Annotated in this window: 24 protein-coding genes; 8 read left to right on the top strand and 16 right to left on the bottom strand. The window is 39.1% G+C overall.

Annotated elements, in window-relative coordinates:
- The first annotated feature begins 23 nt into the window (after window positions 1-23).
- The 3 genes from ACXZ1K_RS09350 to rpmA all read left to right on the top strand — a co-directional run bounded on the left by ACXZ1K_RS09350 (window position 24) and on the right by rpmA (window position 1,415).
- Window positions 24-530, top strand: coding sequence for a hypothetical protein (locus ACXZ1K_RS09350; protein WP_458973120.1), 507 nt, complete (start codon window positions 24-26; stop codon window positions 528-530).
- Between the two features lie 86 nt (window positions 531-616).
- A complete protein-coding gene (rplU, locus tag ACXZ1K_RS09355) occupies window positions 617-928 on the top strand; it encodes a 50S ribosomal protein L21 (protein WP_457288126.1) in 312 nt (103 codons plus the stop codon).
- A 49-nt stretch (window positions 929-977) separates the two neighbouring features.
- A complete protein-coding gene (gene rpmA / locus ACXZ1K_RS09360) occupies window positions 978-1,415 on the top strand; it encodes a 50S ribosomal protein L27 (RefSeq protein WP_458973121.1) in 438 nt (145 codons plus the stop codon).
- A 67-nt stretch (window positions 1,416-1,482) separates the two neighbouring features.
- Here the strand turns inward: rpmA and ACXZ1K_RS09365 are convergent, their stop codons facing one another.
- Together ACXZ1K_RS09365 and rnr are read right to left on the bottom strand one after the other, a co-directional pair.
- Complete coding sequence (locus tag ACXZ1K_RS09365; RefSeq protein ID WP_458973122.1) at window positions 1,483-2,451, bottom strand: polyprenyl synthetase family protein; 969 nt, start codon at window positions 2,449-2,451, stop codon at window positions 1,483-1,485.
- Window positions 2,452-2,463: 12 nt separating this feature from the next.
- Window positions 2,464-4,596 (bottom strand): ribonuclease R, encoded by a 2,133-nt coding sequence (gene rnr / locus ACXZ1K_RS09370; RefSeq protein ID WP_458973123.1) that lies wholly within the window; start codon window positions 4,594-4,596, stop codon window positions 2,464-2,466.
- A 111-nt stretch (window positions 4,597-4,707) separates the two neighbouring features.
- On the opposite strand from rnr, the gene ACXZ1K_RS09375 reads away from it, so the two are divergent.
- The gene (locus ACXZ1K_RS09375; RefSeq protein ID WP_458973124.1) at window positions 4,708-5,655 is read left to right on the top strand and encodes a mechanosensitive ion channel family protein; all 948 of its coding nucleotides are present in this window, start codon (window positions 4,708-4,710) and stop codon (window positions 5,653-5,655) included.
- Here the strand turns inward: ACXZ1K_RS09375 and ACXZ1K_RS09380 are convergent.
- Entirely contained in the window at window positions 5,652-7,370 is a 1,719-nt protein-coding gene (locus tag ACXZ1K_RS09380) for an ABC transporter ATP-binding protein (protein WP_458973125.1), read from the bottom strand. The two genes, ACXZ1K_RS09375 and ACXZ1K_RS09380, sit on opposite strands and share 4 nt — an antisense overlap.
- A 59-nt stretch (window positions 7,371-7,429) precedes the next feature.
- Here ACXZ1K_RS09380 and ACXZ1K_RS09385 point away from each other — a divergent pair, with 59 nt between their 5' ends.
- Window positions 7,430-8,743: a nicotinamide mononucleotide adenylyltransferase gene (locus ACXZ1K_RS09385; RefSeq protein ID WP_458973126.1), complete on the top strand. Its 1,314-nt coding sequence runs from the start codon at window positions 7,430-7,432 to the stop codon at window positions 8,741-8,743.
- A gap of 2 nt (window positions 8,744-8,745) precedes the next feature.
- On the opposite strand, the gene ACXZ1K_RS09390 is transcribed toward ACXZ1K_RS09385, so the two are convergent.
- Together ACXZ1K_RS09390 and ACXZ1K_RS09395 are read right to left on the bottom strand one after the other, a co-directional pair.
- Window positions 8,746-9,189 (bottom strand): GNAT family N-acetyltransferase, encoded by a 444-nt coding sequence (locus tag ACXZ1K_RS09390; RefSeq protein ID WP_458973127.1) that lies wholly within the window; start codon window positions 9,187-9,189, stop codon window positions 8,746-8,748.
- Window positions 9,189-9,680, bottom strand: a complete 492-nt coding sequence (locus ACXZ1K_RS09395; RefSeq protein ID WP_458973128.1) for a YajQ family cyclic di-GMP-binding protein — start codon at window positions 9,678-9,680, stop codon at window positions 9,189-9,191. Before ACXZ1K_RS09395 ends, ACXZ1K_RS09390 begins: the two co-directional genes overlap by 1 nt.
- Window positions 9,681-9,771: 91 nt before the next feature.
- Here ACXZ1K_RS09395 and ACXZ1K_RS09400 point away from each other — a divergent pair, with 91 nt between their 5' ends.
- The 3 genes from ACXZ1K_RS09400 to ACXZ1K_RS09410 all read left to right on the top strand — a co-directional run bounded on the left by ACXZ1K_RS09400 (window position 9,772) and on the right by ACXZ1K_RS09410 (window position 13,417).
- Window positions 9,772-10,356, top strand: a complete 585-nt coding sequence (locus ACXZ1K_RS09400; protein ID WP_458973129.1) for a hypothetical protein — start codon at window positions 9,772-9,774, stop codon at window positions 10,354-10,356.
- A 102-nt stretch (window positions 10,357-10,458) separates the two neighbouring features.
- Window positions 10,459-12,516, top strand: a complete 2,058-nt coding sequence (gene ppk1 / locus ACXZ1K_RS09405; RefSeq protein WP_458973130.1) for a polyphosphate kinase 1 — start codon at window positions 10,459-10,461, stop codon at window positions 12,514-12,516.
- Between the two features lie 4 nt (window positions 12,517-12,520).
- Window positions 12,521-13,417 carry a Ppx/GppA phosphatase family protein gene (locus ACXZ1K_RS09410; protein ID WP_458973131.1) on the top strand — a complete coding sequence of 299 codons (897 nt, stop codon included), beginning with the start codon at window positions 12,521-12,523 and terminating at the stop codon, window positions 13,415-13,417.
- Here the strand turns inward: ACXZ1K_RS09410 and ACXZ1K_RS09415 are convergent.
- From ACXZ1K_RS09415 to ACXZ1K_RS09465, 11 genes are read right to left on the bottom strand one after another with little or no spacing between them, the layout of a single operon-like run.
- Window positions 13,408-13,872: a 4'-phosphopantetheinyl transferase family protein gene (locus ACXZ1K_RS09415; protein WP_458973132.1), complete on the bottom strand. Its 465-nt coding sequence runs from the start codon at window positions 13,870-13,872 to the stop codon at window positions 13,408-13,410. The genes ACXZ1K_RS09410 and ACXZ1K_RS09415 overlap by 10 nt on opposite strands.
- Window positions 13,869-14,123 (bottom strand): acyl carrier protein, encoded by a 255-nt coding sequence (locus tag ACXZ1K_RS09420; RefSeq protein ID WP_458973133.1) that lies wholly within the window; start codon window positions 14,121-14,123, stop codon window positions 13,869-13,871. Before ACXZ1K_RS09420 ends, ACXZ1K_RS09415 begins: the two co-directional genes overlap by 4 nt.
- Window positions 14,116-15,387, bottom strand: coding sequence for a beta-ketoacyl-[acyl-carrier-protein] synthase family protein (locus tag ACXZ1K_RS09425; RefSeq protein WP_458973134.1), 1,272 nt, complete (start codon window positions 15,385-15,387; stop codon window positions 14,116-14,118). Before ACXZ1K_RS09425 ends, ACXZ1K_RS09420 begins: the two co-directional genes overlap by 8 nt.
- A complete protein-coding gene (locus ACXZ1K_RS09430) occupies window positions 15,380-15,826 on the bottom strand; it encodes a 3-hydroxyacyl-ACP dehydratase FabZ family protein (RefSeq protein ID WP_458973135.1) in 447 nt (148 codons plus the stop codon). Before ACXZ1K_RS09430 ends, ACXZ1K_RS09425 begins: the two co-directional genes overlap by 8 nt.
- Before the next feature lie 28 nt (window positions 15,827-15,854).
- Window positions 15,855-16,652 (bottom strand): SDR family oxidoreductase, encoded by a 798-nt coding sequence (locus ACXZ1K_RS09435; protein ID WP_458973136.1) that lies wholly within the window; start codon window positions 16,650-16,652, stop codon window positions 15,855-15,857.
- Window positions 16,646-17,728 carry a type III polyketide synthase gene (locus ACXZ1K_RS09440; protein WP_458973137.1) on the bottom strand — a complete coding sequence of 361 codons (1,083 nt, stop codon included), beginning with the start codon at window positions 17,726-17,728 and terminating at the stop codon, window positions 16,646-16,648. Before ACXZ1K_RS09440 ends, ACXZ1K_RS09435 begins: the two co-directional genes overlap by 7 nt.
- Complete coding sequence (locus ACXZ1K_RS09445) at window positions 17,707-18,420, bottom strand: methyltransferase domain-containing protein (protein WP_458973138.1); 714 nt, start codon at window positions 18,418-18,420, stop codon at window positions 17,707-17,709. The genes ACXZ1K_RS09440 and ACXZ1K_RS09445 overlap by 22 nt, the downstream gene beginning before the upstream one ends.
- Complete coding sequence (locus tag ACXZ1K_RS09450) at window positions 18,420-19,547, bottom strand: NAD(P)/FAD-dependent oxidoreductase (RefSeq protein ID WP_458973139.1); 1,128 nt, start codon at window positions 19,545-19,547, stop codon at window positions 18,420-18,422. The genes ACXZ1K_RS09445 and ACXZ1K_RS09450 overlap by 1 nt, the downstream gene beginning before the upstream one ends.
- 45 nt (window positions 19,548-19,592) lie before the next feature.
- On the bottom strand, window positions 19,593-20,624 hold the full coding sequence (locus ACXZ1K_RS09455; RefSeq protein WP_458973140.1) for a PorP/SprF family type IX secretion system membrane protein: 1,032 nt from the start codon (window positions 20,622-20,624) through the stop codon (window positions 19,593-19,595).
- A complete protein-coding gene (locus tag ACXZ1K_RS09460; RefSeq protein WP_458973141.1) occupies window positions 20,576-21,523 on the bottom strand; it encodes a T9SS type B sorting domain-containing protein in 948 nt (315 codons plus the stop codon). The genes ACXZ1K_RS09455 and ACXZ1K_RS09460 overlap by 49 nt, the downstream gene beginning before the upstream one ends.
- Before the next feature lie 42 nt (window positions 21,524-21,565).
- Window positions 21,566-22,333, bottom strand: coding sequence for a hypothetical protein (locus tag ACXZ1K_RS09465; protein ID WP_458973142.1), 768 nt, complete (start codon window positions 22,331-22,333; stop codon window positions 21,566-21,568).

Raw genomic sequence — 22,333 nt, forward strand, 5'->3', positions numbered from 1 at the left:
ATTTCAAATTATATACTTATCAAATGACTTTTAAGGGTAAAAAAATCTTCCTTGCACTAACTATAGTTGTACCGTTTATCATTTACTGTGTGATCTATTACACACCAATGCTTAGAAATGCCAAGTTTAGATCTAAGGAGTTTGTATCTCTGCAATTTAAGTGGGGTGTAGGAAAAGATTTGCAGAACACTTACGATTCTGCAACCGGAAATTATCAATACGTAAATGACAAAGATTCTTTAGTTAAAACTAATGTTAAATTAAGGCATAATGACATTATTTATTTGCACAATAAGGCGAATGAGCTTGGCCTTTGGAACTTTCCTGAAGTAATTGCCAATGAAGGGGAAGACTTAAAATCTGATAAGGTTTTAAGGTACGAGATTCAATTTAACTATAAACGTAAATCTAAGAAGGTTATTTATATGACAGATTACAGCGAAATGCCGAAATTGAGAGATGTTGCCGGACAAATGCAGAAACTCATTACACAGAGCATTAATGATGCAGAGGAACGCTACGGGAAATAATAAGATTTGGTTTGTGTATTTAGAAAGTAAATTCTATATTTGCACCTCGTTAAAAATAAACAATTTAAAATAATAAATATTTAACAATGTACGCAATAGTAAATATAGCAGGACAGCAATTCAAAGTTGCAAAAGACCAGCACCTTTTTGTACACCGTTTACAAGGAGATGAAGGCGCTAGTATTGAATTTGACAATGTATTGTTGGTTGAAGATGGTGGTACCATTTCTGTAGGCGCTCCTTTATTAAAAGGTGCTACAGTTTCAGCTAAGATCGTGTCTCATTTGAAAGGTGACAAAGTGATCGTTTTCAAAAAGAAACGTAGAAAAGGTTACAAAAAGAAAAACGGACACCGTCAGTATTTCACTAAAATCCAGATCTCTGGTATCAGTTTATAATTATTGTTAAACTCAAGTTACCCAAAAGGTAGTTTATAAAATATAAAACATGGCACATAAAAAAGGAGCCGGTAGTTCGAGAAACGGACGCGAGTCGCATAGCAAACGTTTAGGTATCAAAATTTTTGGTGGACAAGAAGCTATCGCTGGAAACATTTTAGTACGTCAGCGCGGTACAAAACATCATCCTGATAAAGGAGTAGGTATTGGTAAAGACCATACTTTATTTGCTTTGGTTGATGGTACTGTAATCTTCAGAAAGAAGCAAGATAACAAATCTTATGTATCTGTTCTTCCTTCTACTGTAGCTAAAGAAGTTGTTGCTGAGCAGCCAGTTGCTGTTAAAGCTGCAAAAGCTGAAGCACCAGTTGCGGAGCCTGTAGTTGCTGAGGAAGCACCTGCGAAAAAAGCACCTGCTAAGAAAGCGGTTAAGGCAGAAGCAAAAGAAGCCGAAGCTACTGAGACTGAAGCTGCACCTGCAGAATAGTTAAAAAGCATTTATGAAAAAGCCCTTAACATTATATGTTAAGGGCTTTTTTGTTTTTTGTGTATAGTTAATATTCCCTGTTCATCAATTGATTGGCAATTGTTGTAAGCTCAGTTTTGCGACTCAACTCCACATTAATTTCATCCATAGCTTTGAAAGCTTTATCCAAATACTCTCTCATCACTGCCTCAGCTTGTTCCCGGATGTTGTATTGGTCATAAAGGGCGGTAATATTTGCAACTTTAAGGTTGTGATCTGCATTCAGTGACATTTCCTGCAATGTAGTTCGGCTTTCTTCGCTTGCAAGTTCCTGTAGTTTTAATCTGAGGTAAGTTTTTTTATCTGATATGATATCACCACCTACCTGCTTTCCAAATTTAGCAGGATCACCATATACATCCAGGATGTCGTCTTGCAATTGAAATGCAATCCCTAGATTTTCTCCAAATTGATAGATCAATTCCGCGTGCTCAACACTGGCATTCGATACTATCGCACCAAGTTTCATAGCACCACCAAGGAGTACTGCGGTTTTTAATCGGATCATATCAATATATTCCGGAATAATGACATCATCACGCTTTTCAAACTCCATGTCCAGTTGCTGACCTTCGCATACACCTTGTGCAGTAGCATTAAAGGTATCCAGTGCGGGTTTTAAGACGTCGACATTAACATTTGTCAAATGCTTATTGGCCTCAACCATCATGACATCGCCACTTAGAATGGCGGTATTATCGCCCCACTTTTCATGTACAGTTTGCTGACCTCTTCTCAATGGAGCATTATCCATGATGTCATCATGCACCAATGTGAAGTTGTGAAATGTTTCAATAGCGAGCGCTGCCGGTAAAGCTGCGGTGATAGAGCCTTCGAAAAGATCGACAGCCATAAGCAGCATTGTAGGTCTGATGCGTTTGCCACCTAAGCTCATTATATAGCTTATAGGTTCATATAATGAAGCTGGATATGTTGGATATTGTGTTTCTGTTATTGACTGCTCTATGTGCTTTAAAAGCTCTGATGGAGAATGCATTCTTTACTGTTACTAATCTTGGATTAAAGTGAAATCTATTTGTCTTTTGGCCAGGTCTACTTTTTTAACTTTAACTTTTACTTCATCGCCCAGCTGGTATTTTTTCTTTTTGCGCTGACCAACGATGCAATAATTCTTTTCATCCAGAACATAGAAATCGTCTGAAATGTCTCTTAGTCTGATCATTCCTTCACATTTGTTTTCAATAATCTCGACGTACATCCCCCATTCTGTAACCCCAGAAATGATGCCCAAGAAAATATTGCCTACGTTCTCTTCCAGGTATTCTGCCTGTTTATATTTAATGGAGGCGCGTTCTGCATCAGCAGCGCGTTTCTCCATAGCAGAGGAATGTGAGGCTGCATTTTCATATTCGTCCTCATCAGCAGATTTCTCATTGTTTAGATAGGCCGCCAGGAGACGATGAACCATTACATCGGGATAACGGCGGATAGGAGAGGTGAAATGTGTGTAGTAATCAAAAGCCAATCCATAATGGCTGGTTTTCTTAGTGGTATAGATGGCTTTTGCCATGGACCGGATGGCCAGTTGGGTAAGGACGTTCTGTTCTTTTTTGCCTTCTACATCCTCCATTAGGTAATTGAGTGATTTTGCGATTTCTTTATCGGTCTTCATATTGATCTTATAGCCGAATCTTGCTGCGAAAAGCGCAAAGTTACCCAAGTTCTCGAGGTTTGGGGAATCGTGCGACCGGTAAACGAAAGTCAACTTCTTTTTGCCTTTGCTTTTCTTCGCCACGAATTCTGCCACACGCCTGTTGGCGAGTAACATAAAGTCTTCAATTAGTTTATGCGCATCCTTTCGTTCCTTAACAAAAACACCTAATGGCTTTCCTTTTTCGTTCAGTTTGAATTTTACCTCTGTACTTTCAAAACTAATTGCGCCATTTTTGAACTTCCTGTCGCGCAGGATATAAGCCAGTTCATTGAGTTTAAGCAATTCTTCAGCATGATCCCCGGATTTATTTTCGATAACCTCCTGTGCTTCTTCATAGCTAAATCTTCTGTCTGAATGTATCGCTGTTCTTCCGAACCATTCCGTTACAATATTAGCCTGTTCATCAAGTTCAAATACGGCTGCGAAGCATAGCTTATCTTCGTTGGGGCGTAGCGAGCAAACTCCGTTACTTAATCTTTCCGGTAACATTGGAATCACCCTATCTACCAGATATACTGAGGTTGCCCTGGCATAGGCCTCTTTGTCCAGGTTGCTTTTTGGTGTAACGTAATGAGAAACGTCTGCGATGTGTACGCCAATTTCATAATTTCCGTTTGGAAGTTTTTTAAAGGAAATTGCATCATCAAAATCCTTTGCGTCAGCAGGGTCAATTGTAAATGTGATGGTCTCTCTGAAATCGCGCCTGCCTTCCATATCTTTTTCAGAAATTGTCTCCGGAATGGCTTCTGCTTCACGCTCTACTTCCTTTGGAAACTCCAATGGAAAGCCATACTGAGCAAGAATTGCATTCATCTCTGTATTGTTCTCGCCTTGTTCTCCGAGAATTGTAGAGACCTTTCCAATTGGATTTTTCGCACCTTCAGGCCAGTCTGTGATGCTTACCTGAACCTTTTGCCCATTCTTAGCACCATTTAAGTCACTTAGGGGAACGAAGATGTCATGAAGCATTTTGCGATCGTCTATATTTACAAAAGCAAATCTGTCTGATATTTTGATGACCCCAACAAAGTCTGTTTTTGCACGCTGGATAATCTCAATGACTTCTCCCTCGTTCTTTCTCCCGCTTTTTTTAGCAAAAATGTAGACCTTTACTTTATCACCATTCAAGGCATTGTGTAGTTTGCGCGCGCTTACGAATATGTCTTTCTCAAATTCATCATCTGGTATCACGAATGCTGATCCATCCGCTGTCATGTCCACCCTACCAGTAACAAATGTTTTGAGGTCTTTAAATTTGAACTTGCCTTTTTCAGGTTCTACAAAGACGCCTTTTTTTACTTGTTCTTTTAGGACCTCTAATATGGTTTCCCTTGATGCAGGGTCTGTAATATTTAATTTCGCCGAAACCTGCTTGTAATTTAAGGCTTCATTGTTGCTTTTCTCCAGAACGTCACTGATCAATTGAGTCAGTACGACTTCCAAATGAGAAGATTTCTTTTTTGCCATAGTTAAAATATGAATCAATCGAAGGTAACAAATTGAAGTGATAGATTGTTGTATTTTGTACCTTAGCTGGTGCAGAATCCAAATTTAGTTAACTAAATATTGATAGAATAAATGATTGAAGACAGAGAAAGAAAAACTGGAAAAGAATTGCTGATGATAGGATTTAAGGCGCTAATCTTCGGTATACTTGTCTATTTCTACATCAATCAGCAAGTGTTGTACGACTTCAATCCGGGCGTTGGAATGATAGCCAAAACAAGAATAGAAAGTATTGCCAAAGCACTTATGATTTTTCTTGGGCCTAGTTTAGCCGTTTCTACATTGAGATTGGTAGTTATCTACTGGTATATTCGAAAGCATAATTTTAAAAACAATATCAAAGACAATTTTATACTTGGAATAAACAGGATCGTGTCCATCTTTAACACCGTTTTTCTTGTTATTGCTGTGATTACACTTTTTCATGTTGACCCTAAAGAGTTCATTTTTAGTGTATCGATTGTAGCGGCAGCAATTGCGGTTACTTTTAAAGAGTATATCAACAATATGATCAATGGCTTAATTATCATGTTTTCCGATCGACTTTCCTTGGGTGATCATATCAAGTTGGGGAATAATGAGGGGAAAATACTAGATATCACCTTGATCAATATGATTCTTCAGAATGAGGATAGTGATATGGTCATCGTGCCCAATTCCATTGCGTTTAGTTCTGTGATCATTAACCAATCTAAACAAAACACGAAGAAATTATCTGTGGAGTTTGATATGGCTTTAGAGAATGGTTATACACCAGAGTATTTGGAAAATCATTTGAATAAGGTAATAGAAGGCTATACTGCAAACATTGTTCCTGGCGGTTTGTCTGTTAAGACGCTCGAGATCAATAAAGATGTGGTGATATTCAAAGCAATGGTGCTATTGAAGCATTACGATAAGATCAAAGAAAGGGAAATAAGGCGTGCAATAAATACTGCTCTGATCAGGTTATCTGCCACTTTAAAGAAAGCGAATAAAGAAGGAAGCGGCGAGGGAGCGGAAGCGACAATGACTGGTTAGTTGCCGCTTGGATTGTGGCCAGGAATTGCGGCGATCAATTTTTGTGTATAGGCAGTTTTGGGATTGTAGTAAACATCTTCTGGAAATCCTACCTCCTCAATCTTGCCGTTGTTCATGACCATCATCCTGTCTGATATGTGTTTTACTACAGATAAATCGTGAGAGATGAAGATGTAGGTAAGTCCTAATTCCAATTGCAGTTGTTTGAGCAAATTTAAAACCTGCGCTTGTACGGAGACATCGAGTGCAGAAACAGATTCATCACAAATGATGAATTTGGGTTGTAATGCGAGTGCCCTTGCGATGACAATCCGCTGGCGCTGCCCGCCCGAAAACTCGTGTGGATAACGGTTAAAATGATCGGCACTTAATCCCACGCGTTCCAATAGGTTTAGAATTACCAGTTTTCTTTTTTGGTCATTTTCAAACAGGTGGTGAACCTGCAAGGGCTCCATCAGTGCACTACCAATGCTAAGACGCGGATTTAAAGAAGAATAGGGATCTTGAAAAATGATTTGCACATCTCTTCTTAGTGCTTTAAGTTCCTTTTGGTCCAAGGACCTGATTTCTCTGTTTTCAAAAATTAATTCACCAGAGGTAGGTTCTACGAGACGTAAAATACTTCTTCCAAGTGTAGTCTTGCCGCAACCAGATTCGCCGACGAGTCCCAAAGTCTCACCAGGATAAACTTCAAATGAAACCTGGTCTACCGCCTTAACATGATCTGTAACCTTGCCAAATAATCCTTTTCTAATGGGATACCAAGTGCAAAGCTCAGCTACTTTGAGCAAGGGGTTCTGTGCGTAAAGCTGTTCCCTGCGTGTACTTATTTCAATATCAGAATAAGTATTTTCAGCAACGAGGTGACTTACTGACTGGTCTTTTTCATCATTTAAGAAATCTGCTACGACGGGTAATTTTTTTAATCGCCTGTCAGGTGTAGGCCTGCAGGCTAATAAACCTTTAGTATAAGGGTGTTGTGGGTTTTTAAACAGTGCGCTCGCGGAGCTATATTCCACGATCTCGCCTTTATACATCACGGCGACTTCATCTGCAATTTCGCTGATCACGCCTAAGTCATGCGAGATGAAAATCATCGCCATCCCACGTTCTTTTTTTAAACGTAATAGTAACTCCAAAATGGTTTTTTGAACTGTTACATCAAGAGCCGTTGTTGGTTCATCTGCTATTAGTAACTCAGGATTGCAACTTAAAGCCATAGCAATCATTACCCGTTGCTTTTGTCCGCCTGATAGCTCATGTGGATAGCTGGTGAAAATTTGATCCGGTCGCGGCAGCTGCACTTCATTAAAAAGTGCAATTGTCTTTTGAATCGATATTGATTTATTGACACGCTGGTGCAAGATGATCGCCTCCTTTACCTGCTCTCCGCAGGTAAAAACAGGGTTGAGTGAGGTCATTGGTTCCTGAAAGATCATGGCAATTTTGTTGCCCCTGTACTTCCTGATCTCTTCAGTTGAGATTTTCAGTAAGTCAATGTCTTCAAAGTCAATTTGTCCTGAAACATCTGCAGACGATGGGTCAAGCAGCCTCATGATAGAAAAGGAAGTGACGGATTTTCCTGAGCCGGATTCACCCACGATGCCAAGAACTTTACCTTTGCCAACATTAAAACTGATATCATTTACGGCAGTTAGCCATGACCTGTTTTCCTTGTTCAGGAATTGTATCTTGAGATTTTTTACTTCCAGCATCCGGATACTAAGATACGATCCAGAATAATAATATCCGCTGATTTTGCTATTTTTGCAGCATGGAAAGAGAAATCCTTGACACCAAACGCAAAGCCCTCAAAATAAACTTAAATCCCAAAATCTATGGAACATTTGCGGAGATTGGAGCAGGACAGGAAGTTGCTCGTAATTTTTTTACAGCAGGAGCAGCCTCAGGTACGGTGGCTAAAACGATGTCGGCCTACGATATGACGTTTAGCGACGCCATTTACGGTGTTGAGGAATCAGGGAGATATGTAAGCCAGTCGCGTTTATTGAAGATGTTAAATCATGAATTTGGCTTGCTTACTGAAAGATTAAGTGGGGAAAAGTATGATGACCGAACTTTTTTCGCATTTGCGGATACAGTAACTACGCTGAATTATAACAAGTCTAATGATCCGCATGGTTGGATTGGCTTGAAATTTCAGGTAGAGCCTGAAGGGGAGCCAAATGAAATATTTTTTCATGTTAGATTGCTTGATACCGATGCTGCTTTACAACAGAATGTATTGGGCATTATAGGAGTGAATCTTGTATATGCTGCATTCTATTATTACAACGATCCCAAAACGATGATCGAGTCGTTAGCGGATAACTTAACAATAGGTTCTGTGGAAATCGATTTGATCTCTGTTAACGGACCTGCATTTAAAAATATTAATAACATACTGCTAAACCTTTATCTGATCGTGAAGGATTTTTCTGATGCTGCTATATTTGACGCGAGCAGTAAACCAAGACTACCGAAAGACCTACTTTATAAGAAAGACATTATGATTTTGAGGACGAAATATCTTCAGAAATCCAACCCGAACTTTAGTATGCTTAATAAAGCGGTAGATCAATTTGAGCGCACGGAAAATGTGCAAAAAGAAAATCTAAGTGTTTTGATTGAAGTACTGATGTCTAACGTTTTATCCAGTGATGATGAATTGCCTGAAGATATCGATTTGGAGGCAGTAGCGAAGCGTGCAGAGGAAATGTGTAATACAGGAAACAAAGTTATTGTATCGAACTTTGCCAGGCACAATAAGCTTGCAAAATATCTTGACCGTTGTCGCCCAAAAAGTGTTGGAATCTCTACGAATATCAATAACCTGAAATTTGTGTTTAATTCTACCAATTTTGGTGAGAATTATTCCAGTCAGCTTTTGAGCTATGTAAGTGACATGTTTAGTAAAAACGTTAAACTGTTTGCGTATCCCTTTTTGGATAAAAAAACGAATGAGGTAATTACTACTGCGAATATGCCAGTAACTCCTGATGCCAGACCTTTGTTTGACTTTTTAATCATTAATGGATACATCACAGACATAAAGGACTACAGTGAGGATGATGTGAAAACCGTTTAAATTTAGTATTCCTTATAGGGGTCTTTAATGGCAATTCCCATTAATCTATCAGGATGTTCCATAGTTTCAAAACCAAATTGAGCGTAAAGTCCGTGAGCATCCAATGTTGCTAACATGTAACGTCTCAATCCCTGTAAATCCGGATGAAACAACATCAGAGACATCAACTTTTTAGATAGCCCTTGACCGCGGTAGATTTCTTCAACGTAAACATCCGCTAACCAGGCAAATGTTGCTTTGTCTGTTATCCATCTGGCAAATCCAATTTGTAGGGTATCTTTATAAATGCCAAAACATAGTGAATTATCTATAGAACGTCTCACCGTATCCATTGGAATATTTTGTGCCCAGTAGGATTGCATGCTTAGGTAATGGTGTACCGCAACTGCGTCTATTTTCTGTTTATCGTCAGAAAAAATAAATCCATTATCAGAAATCTCAACCATTAGTTTCTCATGTTAATGTATTGCAAGGGTTGGCCGAAATCTTCTTTTTTGCATAAAGAAATTACGGCTTGAAGATCGTCGATATTTTTGCTTTGAACCCTAACCTGGTCATCCATTATCGAGGCCTGTACTTTTAAACCACTGGCTTTAATTTTTGCTACGATTTTCTTTGCCGCCTCTTTGTCCAGACCTTCCTTTATGGAAATCTCCTTTCTTATCATATTTCCTGAAGCATATTGCTCTTTTCCAAAATCTAAACTTTTGGCATCAAGCCCTTGCTTAATCATCCGGGAAATAATAGCATCTTCGATAGCTTTCAATCTCATGTCATCTTCGGTTACGATGGTGATTTGATTCGTTTTTTTATCGTGATCAATGGTGCTTTTTGAAGTGTTGAAATCGTAGCGGTTAAGGATCTCTTTTTTCGCGTTATTCATCGCGTTATCAAACGTTTGTGCATCAACTTTGCTGACAATATCAAAAGTGGGCATGATTATAGCTTTATGGTAAAAATTATGTTAGATTTAGATGTAATTTGACCTAATTAAAAGTCTAATAATTTTAAAATTTAAATATACAAATATGAAAACCAATAAACCTAAAGCACAAAAAAAAGACGCGAAAAAGGCGGTAAAAAAGGAACTTGAACAAAGCCTTACTGCAAAGTTATTTGAGGTGGTGAAGCACTTTGGTCAGGACGCTGAAAAAGTAGGGAAGGAAATTGAATTGGTGAGTAAGTTTGTTGCAAAAAAATTGTCGAAGAAGTTTAAAGAAGTGAAAAGTGCGGTGGAAGAAAAGATTGAAGAAGTTACGACCAACCCAGAGGTAGAAAAAAAAGCAGCGGCAATTAAGAAGTCGGCCCTGAAGGGCACTAAGAATGCTAAAAAAGTAGTAGAGAAGGCTGTTAAGAAGGCAAAGCCGGTGGTTCAGAGTGTTAAAGTTGCTGCGATAGAAACAGAAGAGAAAGCAGCTAAGGCAATAGCGAAACCAGTCCAAAAAGCTGTTGATAAAGTTGTGAAGGTTGAGAAAGCTGCGGTTTCAGAAGCCAAAGAAGTTGTGAAAGAAGTTGTTAAGAAAGTGGTGCCTAAACCCGCAACTAAAGCAGCACCAGCTAAGACGACTCCAGTTAAAAAGCCAGCAACTAAAACTAACACGCAATCAAAATAACGGTATTAATTTCTGGGTAGTATTTTTGGTAATAATTAACAATTACTTAACAATAAATATCGCAGTTTTGATGCACAGGGTTTCCTGATCTTTAATTCATCAATGACGAAAAAAAAAGCACCTTTTTTAAATAGAGAAATCAGTTGGTTATATTTTAATGACCGGGTTTTGCAAGAAGCTGCGGATGAAACCGTCCCTTTAATTGAGCGGATTAAATTTTTGTCTATATTTTCTTCCAACCTGGAGGAATTTTATAGGGTGAGGGTAGCAACGATGAATAGGTTGGCTAACTTGAATGATAAGGCAAAGGAGCTTTTAGGTTTCAATCCAAAAAAAGTACTTAATGAGATTAAAAATATTGTTGTAAAACAAGAGCGGAAGTTCGAACAATTGTTTCAGGCGACACTAATTAATGAGCTTGCACAAAACAGGATATTTATTCTTAATGAAACACAACTCAATGTTTCAAGGGGAGAATTTGTAAGAAACCATTTTAGAGATAGGATACTTTCTAATCTCGTTCCAATCATGCTGGATATGGATAAACCCTTTCCAGAATTAAAGGACCGATACCTTTATTTTTTTGTTAGGCTCTCCAGATCTTCCTCAAAGAAAAATGAGAAGTACGCATTGATTGAACTGCCAAAGGATTTGCCAAGATTTCTTGTTTTACCGGAAACGAATGGTTTAAAGTTTATTATTCTGGCGGAGGACATCATTAAATATTGTCTTGATGATATTTTCTATGTTTTTAACTACGATGTGCTTGATGCTTACAGCATACAACTAACAAGGGATGCAGAACTGGATATTGATAAAAATGTAAGCGACAAATTTGTTGATGAGCTTAAGGCTAGTTTGGATAAACGAAGAAAGGGAAAACCCATGCGTTTGTTGTACGATACAGAGATGCCATTTGAGATGCTGACTGTACTTGTTAGCAAGATGAAAATAGAAGCAGAAAGTTTAATTCCGGGCAATAGGTATCATAAATTTGGCGACTTCATCGCTTTTCCAAATGTTGGTGGCAAGGAATTGGAATACGCACCTAATGTTCCATTAAAGGTTGCCGGTCTGCATCGGACCGAGAGTATTTTTAACAAATTACAAGCGCGAGATTATCTCATCAACTTACCTTACCAGTCATACGACTACATTATCCTTTTTCTCAGAGAAGCCGCGATAGATCCAAAGGTTACGGAGATTCATATTACGCTTTACCGTTTGGCAGAAAATTCAAGAGTGATCAATGCATTGATCAACGCTGCAAAAAATGGGAAAAAAGTACATTGCCTGGTAGAACTAAAAGCCAGGTTTGACGAACAGGCAAATATTTTCTGGACAAGTAGGCTACTTGAAGAAGGTGTAGCGGTCAATTATGGATTGACAGATTACAAAGTCCACTCAAAAATTTGCCTTGTTAAAAGAATGGAAAAAGGTAGGCCTAAATATTACGCTAACCTTGCTACTGGCAACTTCAATGAAAAAACCGCCAAGCTTTATTGTGATCATAGCATCTTCACAGCTAAAAAAGAGATTACCAATGATTTGATTAAACTTTTTGGAGCGCTCAATAAAAAGACAGTTACGAAAGGCTTTAAGCACCTGATCGTATCGCCATTGGAATCAAGAAATAAGATTTACGGGCTTATAGAACGTGAGATAAAAATAGCAAAGCAAGGCAAGCCGGCTTATATGATTTTGAAGGTAAATAGTTTGGCTGACGAGGGTATTGTAGAAAAGTTATACGAGGCCAGTAATGCAGGAGTTAAAATAAGACTCATTGTGAGAGGTATTTGCACCTTGGTACCAGGCATTGAAGGATTTAGTGAAAATATCACTGTAATTAGTATCATAGATAAGTTTCTTGAGCATGCCAGGGTTTTTATTTTTGGGAATGCAGGAAAAGAGGAAATGTTCCTTTCTTCCGCCGATTTAATGAGCCGTAACTTTGAACATAGAGTAGAAGTTGGTTTCCCAGTTTTAGATATCGATGCCCAACAGGAGATAAGAGATATTATTGAATTTCAGCTTCAGGATAACGTGAAAGCCAGAGATTTAACAAAGACAAATAGTAACAAATACCATAAGAACCGTTTGAGCACAAAGATTAGGGCACAGGTTCAAACCTATAACTACCTTAAAAATAAACACCAATAAAGTAATGCTAAGATACGCTGCGATAGATATAGGTTCAAATGCTGTTAGGCTGTTAATTGCCGATATTTCAAAAGACGATGAGGGTTTTAAGTTTAAAAAAAATACTTTAATCAGGGTGCCTCTGCGTTTGGGTGATGATGCTTTTCTTGACCATCATATATCCGATAGGAAGGTTGATGATTTGCAGAAGACGATGTTGGCGTTTAAAAATTTGATGGATGTGTATGGCGTGTCGAAATATCTTGCTTGTGCTACATCTGCCATGCGAGAAGCAGGTAATGGTGCAGAAATTATAAAGAAAGTAAAGGACTACGCTAATCTCGATCTCGAGATTATTGAAGGACAACGTGAGGCAAATATTATTTATGCCAATCATATTGAAGAAAACCTGGATGCGAAAAAGAGCTATTTGTATATAGATGTGGGTGGTGGTAGTACTGAACTGTCTGTATTTGTAAATAAAGTGCCGGTCGCATCTAAGTCATTCGATATCGGGACTATAAGGATTTTGGATAATCAGGATAAGGAAGAAACCTGGGACGAGATGAAACATTGGGTGAAAGAGCATACAAAAGACTTAAAGAATGTAGCCGGCATTGGAACCGGTGGTAATATCAATAAGCTGTTTAGAATGTCTGAAGAGAAAGAGGGATTGCCACTTCCTTATTTAAAACTAAAAGGCTTATATAATTCTCTGAACAGCCATTCCTTAAAGGAAAGAATTAGCATTTTCGGTTTAAATCCAGACCGTGCCGATGTAATTATTCCTGCATCCGAGATATTTATTACGTTAATGAAATGGACAGGTATTAAACAGATTTATGTACCTAAAGTTGGTATGGTTGATGGAATAATTAATTTGCTAATTGAAGAAAATCTTACAAACGCAAGTTACTCATAAGCAAGGGCAAGATACTTTCCATGGTGACTAATAGAAGATGGGTTAGTGACTCTGAAATTATCATTTACTGGTGTTGTGATAGCTATCCGCACCATATATAATTCTTCGCTTGTGAATGCGGCAATTGTATGAATGTACTCGTCTAAAATTACGCTATTGGTAAAGTAAATCTGATCGCCATATGTCACATTACCTGTGGCATTATTTTCATGAATAATGAGGTTGTTACAAACGAGCCTGACAGGTGCAAACTCTCTTAGTTTATTGCTTCTTGATTCTATTTTATAAGCAGATTCTTTCATCGTCCAAAGTAGCCATACCATGATTTCAGGTTGAATTGCAGAGGAAATTAGAAATTGTTCTTCCGTTGTAAATAGCTTATCGAGGTAGCCAGGACGTTTCCAGTTGCTTTCATGCGCTGCTTGTTGCAGATCAACGATATCATTTCCTATCATTTATCCTTTAATTTATCCTCTATAATTTCCACCGCCGCGCCAACACTAAGCATTTTTTCCATCGATTCATTGTCTATTACGATATCAAACTCTTCCTCTACGTCCAGAACTACATCTACCAAATTTGCAGAGTTAATTTTTAGGTCCTTAATGAAGTCTGTTTCCTGATTAATGTTTTCAAGCGCTGCCTTGTTTTGTGCATAGTTCGAAACAATTGGTTTTAGTCTTAGAATAAGTTCTTCGTTAGTCATATTTTTTAAAAATTACGCATGCATTTACATCACCAAAGCCAAAGTTTGCTTTAGCAATAATATTTAGGTCTTTCCTTATCAACACCTGAGGAATGGTATTGGCGTCGATAATTTTGGTTATTTCGGGATGAAGGTCTGAACAATTGATATTGGGGAATAGGAAGCCTTCTTTTAGTTGAAGTACACTGGCCACGCACTCTATGCTTCCTGCGGCACTTAAGCAATGTCCAGTAGTAGATTTTAATGAATTAATGTAAGGAAAATCTGTACCGTTTCTTTGGAGGGCTTTACTCCAATTTTCAATTTCTAATGAGTCTTTGGATGTTGCAGTCATATGGCCATTTATAGCATCGATATCAATAGCATTCACCTTAGCATCTTTTAACGCATTTGTGATACAGCGCTGAACTGCAATAGGATTTGGCGCTGTCATGCTACCAGTTCCAAGTTGTCCGCCACAGTTGATATTCCCACCAAGAATTTCCGCATAGATTTTTGCACCCCTTTGTAATGCGCTTTCCAGTGATTCCAATACCATTGCCCCGGCACCACTTCCCGGAACGAAGCCGCTGGCTGTTGCACTAAAAGGTCTGGATCCTTGATCAGGGTTTCCATTGTGTTTGTAGGTGCATACTTTCATTGCATCAAAACCACCCCAAATAAAGGGGCCAGAGTCGCTCGTACTGCCTGCAAGCATTGTTGTCGCCGCTCCGGCTTTTATTCGCTCATAACTCATCAAAATGCTTTCTGTGCCAGTAATGCAGGCTGATGAATTTGTGCTGACCTGATTGCCAAGGCCTAACTTGCCACCAAGATATGCACTGATACCACTGGCCATGGTTTGTGAAACAGCGGTACTCCCTAATCTTCTAACCTCCAGGCCGTCGATTTTATAGATGGATTCTCTAAATTTATCGATACCAGATGTACCCGCACCAAAGATAGTTCCGCTGAGCCAGTCGGGTTCCCGGTTTTGAGCAGGCTTGAGTCCTGCATCATTCCATGCTTCCATACCGGCGATAACACCATATAGTATTCCACTGCTATTGAAATTTCTGAGTTCCAATTCCGAAAAACAGGAGCTGATTTGTTCTGCCGTAAGAATGGGTTTGCCTGTAATCTGACAAGAAAAGCCAAGAGCCTCTAATTGTGGATCGCGTTTAATACCCGAACGGCCTTCTTTTATGGCTTTGGTAAAAGCGCTGATCCCCACACCATTTGGTGCTACCACACCCATTCCGGTAATGACAACCCTGCTAGTCATTCATTTTATCAGTAACCATACCAGCAATTATGCCTTTACAAACAACTTCTCCAGCTTGATTGATCATCTTGACGTTGCAGTTCAGTTTTTTGAAGCGGAAATATATTTTTTCTGCCTGGACCGTCACCTTTTCGCCTGGAAATACCGGTTTTAAAAAATCTATTGCTGTTGAAGTTAACATGATATGGCCGGGTAGTCTGTTTTCCGAACTTCCAGAGAGATAGATACCAAGACATACCAACCCAATTTGCGCCAGGGTTTCTGTCAAAATTACTCCAGGAGTGATGGGGTAGTTGATAAAGTGACCTTTATAGAAGTCCATGGACGGGTCATAGGTGAAAGTGCCGGACACACTATTTTCGTTTATATCCAGCAGCTCGTCCACAAATAAAAATGGGCTTCGGTATGGCAAATGTGTTAACACCTCATCTTTGTTCATTTGATAAATTTGATTAAAAATAGGTTTTTTAATTAATTTGTTCGCCTCCATCTACCGGAATTATAGCCCCGTTAATCCAGGAAGCTTCATCTTTGCACAATAAGAATACAACGTTTGCTACATCCTCAGGCAAGGTTAGTCTCTTAAAAGGATTTCTTTTTAGTGTAAAGTTCAGCAACTCTTGATTTCCAGGGATCATACGTAGCGATCTTGTATCTGTAACGCCGGGCTGGATGGTGTTGCTTCTAATACCAAGTGGCGCGAACTCCAACGCCATACTTCTGGTGAGTGTTTCGAGGGTTGCTTTTGCAGCCGATACCGCGGCATAATTATTCCATGCTTTTTTACTGCCTTCACTCGTGAATGAAAGTATTCTGGCATCGTTAGCAAAGAGCTGAAGAGTAATGATTTCCTTCGCCCAGTCGTACAAGCTGAGCGCCATATTTTGCAGGGTAATCGTGAAGTCGCTATTGTTCAATTCTAAACCATTAACATTTAGCATTTGTTTCAGGTTTCCTTTGGCAATACTGTGCAATATGCACCTTACCCGGCCTTTCTCACCCATTTCTTTTTTTAGCTGGGTTAACGCTTCAAATCTTTTTTCTGCCTGAAGGATATCTATGTTAAACGTAAGCAGTTTTACTCCAAGTGCCTGTATTTGGCTAAATGATGCGTCAATTAGCTCCATTTCGGAACGGGTATTTCTGTGGATAATGCAGATGTTCATACCATGACCAGCAAGCTTTATGGCAGAGGCAAGCCCTAATCCGCTACTCCCTCCAAGAATAACGGCCCAATATTGATGTGCTTCAAATTCCTTTACCATTTTATCAAAATTCGCTGAGCTGAGAATCCGGGGCCAAAACTAAGCATAAGGCCGTACTCATCTTTTTGCGGATTATTGTCGATGATCCGTTCCAGTACGTAGAACACTGTAGCACTGGACATATTACCATACAGATTTAATACTGCTTTAGTATCATCGATATTTTTACCGAGTGCCCCGAAGAGTGATTCAACAATTTGAACTATTTTTTTACCACCAGGATGAAAGATCAGATGGTCAATATCTGAGATAGATAAGTCGTGTTTCTTTAAAAACGGATGTATGATATCAGGAAAATGAGATTCTATTGTGTCAGGAACGGCAATATCCAAAACCATTTTTAGTCCGGAATTGGTTAGCTTAAATCCCATCATTTGTTCCGCGTTATAAAAGTGATACATCTCTCCTGCAATCAATTCCGGACCATCATCATCAATATGAGAAGACAACAATACACAAGCAATGCCATCTCCAAATATTGCGGCACTGACCATGTTTGCCATCGAGAAATCGTCAAGCTGTAAAGTTGCCGTTGGTGATTCATATGCGATGACGGCAGCCCGCTTGCCGGGATTCGACTTTAAAAAATTTAAGGCGTAGGTCATCCCAGAGACTCCAGCTGCACATCCCATTTCAGTTACAGGTAATCTCATGATGTCTTGCTTTAGGCCCAGAGTGTTGATCAGATAGGCGTCGAGCGAAGGAATCATGATGCCTGTACAGCTAACTGTAATTATATAGTCCAAATCTTGCGGCTTCCAACCGGCTTTTTGCAAACCTTTGGTGAGGCATTTTGCAGATAAATTTAGGCCTTCCTGAATATAGATGTCGTTACGTTCTTCAAATGAGGTTTTTGTAAAAACATCTGCAGGAGGCATGATGGAGTACCTCTTGCTAACACCTGCATTTTCAAATATTTTTTTTACTTTTCTAATGAACCTATCGTCTTGCCCTTTGAGCCATATGTCGATAAAAGGAAGTATTTCTTCAGTTGTTCTGGAGAATTCGGGAAGGACTTTTGAAACAGATTTAATTTTTACAGATGCACCAGGGCTCATAAAGTTGGAATTATCCATTGGTAACGGAATGCCCATCGCCAACGCAGAATGTGTTTATCAATATTTAAACGGTCTGCATATTGCATAATGTCGTTCATTTTAAATCCCCTTAAGATCGAAACCAGCCCATCATCTTTAGACATCTTATTTAGCCTGAAAACGCTACATATTATCATAAATAAATAATAGGCTAATCTGCTTCTGTGTAGGTCATTAATCACCACTCCCAAAATTGCCTGCTTTCTAAATCCGTTAATCAACCGTACAATCTCATCGTCCTTAAAATGATGAAGGGTTAATGTACATAAGATAACATCGAAATGGCGTTCTTGTTTAATCTGGTTGAAAATATCAGCACATGTATAACTAATGTTTTGGTAATCCTTAGAAAGTTCAATGGCATGATTGATGGTGTACTGATTGGCATCTATACCAATTAACTTAAATTTATAACCTTTTTCAAGCCCATAGTTTGCCAGCGCCCTTAACATGTCACCGTTACCACAACCTACATCAAGGATACTGATCTCGGAAAACTTGTGTTTATTTTTTATCAAATGTTCGACGCCTTCTATTGTAACCTTATTTCCACCAAGCAACCGATTGATGTCGGCAATCTTATTCAACGCGTCCTTTAAAACTTCACCTTCTAAAGAAAAATCGTCCATTAATTCGTCAGCATCACTTCTAAATCTGGTGTCTACAGGCATTATATATTTGGTTTTCCATGCGTATTTCTAATGACCATTCGCAATAGGGCAGGGAATGTAGCCATTAGACGTAACAAAATATTAAATAACTTTTCTTTTTTTATAATTGTGGATAAAATTCTTCCCATACGTAATCGATCTCGAAAGTTTGATTTCCAAATTGATTTATATTTCTGTTCAAGCAGACCTCTTGTTTTGATATTTCCGTCGAGGAACTGTGCGCAGAGGCCTGCGCAAATTTTTGCACTGTGAATGGCCATGGCCATTCCATTTCCGCACAGCGGGTGGATCAAACCCGCAGTATCGCCAATCATTAGTATATGTTCATTAACCTGTTCTTTTTTTGCGAATGAGATTTGACTAATGCTGAGCGGTTCAGGAAACATCGGTGTAAAGTTTTCAAATATGTTTTTCAGTTGCGGGTTTTGATACAAAACCTGCTGTTGAAAATCAGCTATGGATTTAAATTTTTTGAAATATTTATATTCAGCTAAATAACAGACGTTTATAATATTATTTTCGACCCTTGAAACTCCACAGTAGCCACCTCTAAAAAGATGTAGGGAAACGATGTCGTCTTTAATCTCTCCCTTGTAATGGCCTTTTACAGCAAGCCATGGGGATCTTTTGATGATAAAGTTTCTTTTAAGTTTCTGGTCAAGCTTGGCCCTCTTTCCAAACGCCCCAATTGCCAAAGTGGCTTGGATCACTCCGTTATGTTGGGTTTGTACAGCAAATCTGTTTTCTGAAAAAATGATGTTTTCTGCTTGATCATTTATGATCTTACAGCCCGCCAGCAAAGCTTTTTGGTAAAGGAAATGATCAATTGTAAATCTGCTAACACCAAAACCACCCAAAGGTAATTGGCAGCTTATTGTTTTTCCATTTTGAGTTGATAGGGTGAAATGTGAGATTTCAGCCGGTTTTAAGGTATAAATGTCAAGAGCTAATGAAGACAAATAAGCGCGTATTTCATTTGAAATAAATTCGCCACATACCTTATGATTTGGATATGTATTTTTTTCGATAAGGGTTACAGCTTTTCCTCTTTGAAGAAGATCTATTGCGCAAACTAACCCGGCAAGGCCGCCCCCAATAATTACAACCTCTTCTTCGGGTACCTCCATTTCATTATGAACATAGGGATTAAACTTTGCAAAGCCTAGAAATGTTTAAAAATCATAACATCTAAGTTGTCTGTCTTTCTTTAAGTGACGGTTGTTGTTGATATATATTCCTGCGGAGATTTCATGACTGCCGAAGTTGTAATTGCGCAGTGCATTTAGTGAGTAATCATAGGAATATCCAATTCTAAAATTTTGAGAAACAAATAGTTCGAACATTCCGCCTAAGGCACTTTTTTTTGTCAGGTTAGCCTGTAGGTTGTCCTTATTGTATATAGTAATAGCGGTTCTATAGAAAGTACCAATCCAGACTTTTTGACTTAATAGAACGAAAGCGTTAATATCTAATGAGGTAGGTCCTTTGATATCATCTTTAATTAATATGGTAGGTTTGATGTCTATACCCTCTGTTAGCGGAAATAATGCTCCAGCAGTAAAATAAAAATGGGGTTGTGGGACAGGGACTAGCAGATTGCTGATGTTGTTTCTTGCCGCATATTTTGCCAGCATATTTGTTGCAGAAAACCCAACAAAGAATGTTGGGTCGGTATATAGTACACCAAATCTGGCGTCAGGTAAAATTCTGTTTTGGTTGGTAGTTGCTATTGATTCATCATTTTCATCTATTGCTGACAGTTTATTTCCATCCAGGCCAAGTTGCATGAATCCAGCAGCAATTCCAAAACTGAGACGGGAGTCATCATTATATCCTAACCTTAACCGATAAGCATAATTTGCATACACGGAGAGGTTGCTCTGTGCCCCAAGCTGGTCGTTAGCAGCGATGAGTCCAAGGCCAACATTTCCTGAATTGGTTGCGAGATCTCCTGCTACAGAAAAGCTTTTAGGCGCTCCTTTAACGCCAACCCATTGTGATCTGAAAAACGATTGCAGAAACAGGTCCTCCTTGTTTCCTGCATATGCCGGGTTGATATGAATCCCGTTAAAAATATATTGGGTAAACTGACTGTCTTGTTGTGCGGTAGCACAGGTACAATACATTGCAAATATTAGTAAAAAGAACTTTTTCATCATTTTTTTGTCCTTAATAGCGTGACATAGCCCTTGTAAATTTCCCATTTTCCACCTGCTGGCCGTAGCTTGATTACGTAGTAATAGGTTCCTTCATTAAGGCCTTCACCTTTCCAGTCGTTTTTATAGGATTTGCTATAATAAACTGTTCCGCCCCACCTGTTTACTATTGTTACTTCATTTTCATAATTCTCAACTCCGGGTATTTCAAATGCATCATTTTTGTTGTCGCCATTGGGTGTGAATACATTTGGAATTACGATTCCAATGATTGATTTGTCCTCTTCTGAAGTATTGTTATTTTTATTCGGGTCTGTTTCGCTCGCTGAAACCGTAGCTGTATTTCTGATTATTCCCGGAGTGATTGCCCTAACCTGTATCTTCAACTCTGCACTTTGTCCGTTAACCAACGTATCTATCTGCCAAGAAACTGTTTTTGTACTGGTGTTATAGTTTGCATAGCCAAGTTTCGGCGTATTGAGTTTCTCAAAATTTAATGCGCCTGGCAAGACGTCGATCACATTAATTTTAGTAGCGTTATCAGCGCCATTATTGGTGACAGTTAACAAATACTCGAATGGATCATTTACAGTTACAGATCGTTTTTCAGCCGTTTTTTTGATCATGACATCGGCAACTAACGTGGTAATTGGCTCTGCAATAAATACAATTGGGTCAGATATTTCTGACTCACAGCCCTGGGCATTAAATGTGACTACCGCATAAGTTCCAGGGATTTTTACTTCATATGTATTTTGGTTGGCCTTCTCTAACATTTGCCCATCCTTTATCCATTGGTAGTTAACTGCATTGGAGGAATTTGCCTGCATTTTTATGGTCGAACCTGCTGGAAGCTTTATAATTTGCTGACTAGAAGATTGCGCAAAGCATGGCGCCGTAAACAACGACACCATGCCCAGCACAAGACTTTTTTTCCGGGATGTCATTTCAGCTAAATTCCGCTCTTAATAATTACTCGGTTTGAATTGCTAAGAGAAAGTAACTGATGGTTTTCCAGGCTTAGGTGTTACTACAATTGTTCGTGTACTTGATCCTGCTTGTACACAATCAAGTCCGTCTCCTGACTTTAATGTACTCCCTGCAGGTACTTTGTATTTAACACTTGCTGCAATTTCATAGGATCCAGCTACCGTTGTGTTGACTGTTAATGTGCCTGTAGTTGCATCAGAAGTAGCCGTGCCAATTGTAGTTCCATCAACCGCAGTTGCACCATTTTTAGAGGCGGTCCATGCATAAAGGTAAGTTACATCCTGAGGTAATGCAGCTCCGGGAGTTGGAGTAGCCACAATTGCTGATGAGGGTGAAGCCACACTCTCGCAATAAGTTGACGTAGTAGGTGCCGCAAGCGCTAAAGTCTTATTTGGTAGTACATAGAACTTGAATGGATCTGATACGTCTCCACTACAAGTAGTTGGATTTACGGCGGTCACAAAAACCTTCCAAATGTGCTCTCCTACAGTTGCCGCCGCACTTGTTTGTAACGCCGGAGCGGTACCGACAACCGCTACAGTGAGCACAGTTGCCGCGCCGATTGGGACATCAGCAGCCGTAAATTCCTGCCATGTTACCTTATCACCAACTAGCAAAGCTCCTTCAACAGTTGCGTCGGGTTTTAGATTAGCAATTGCACCTCCGCAGATGTAAAGCGGGTATGTTTCAGCCATTGCCAAGAATGGAGAAGCAAACAAGAATAGCATAATAGCTATCATTTTTGGGGTTGTAAAAATTGTTTTCAT

The sequence above is a fragment of the Pedobacter jaeyakensis genome, assembly GCF_054461315.1.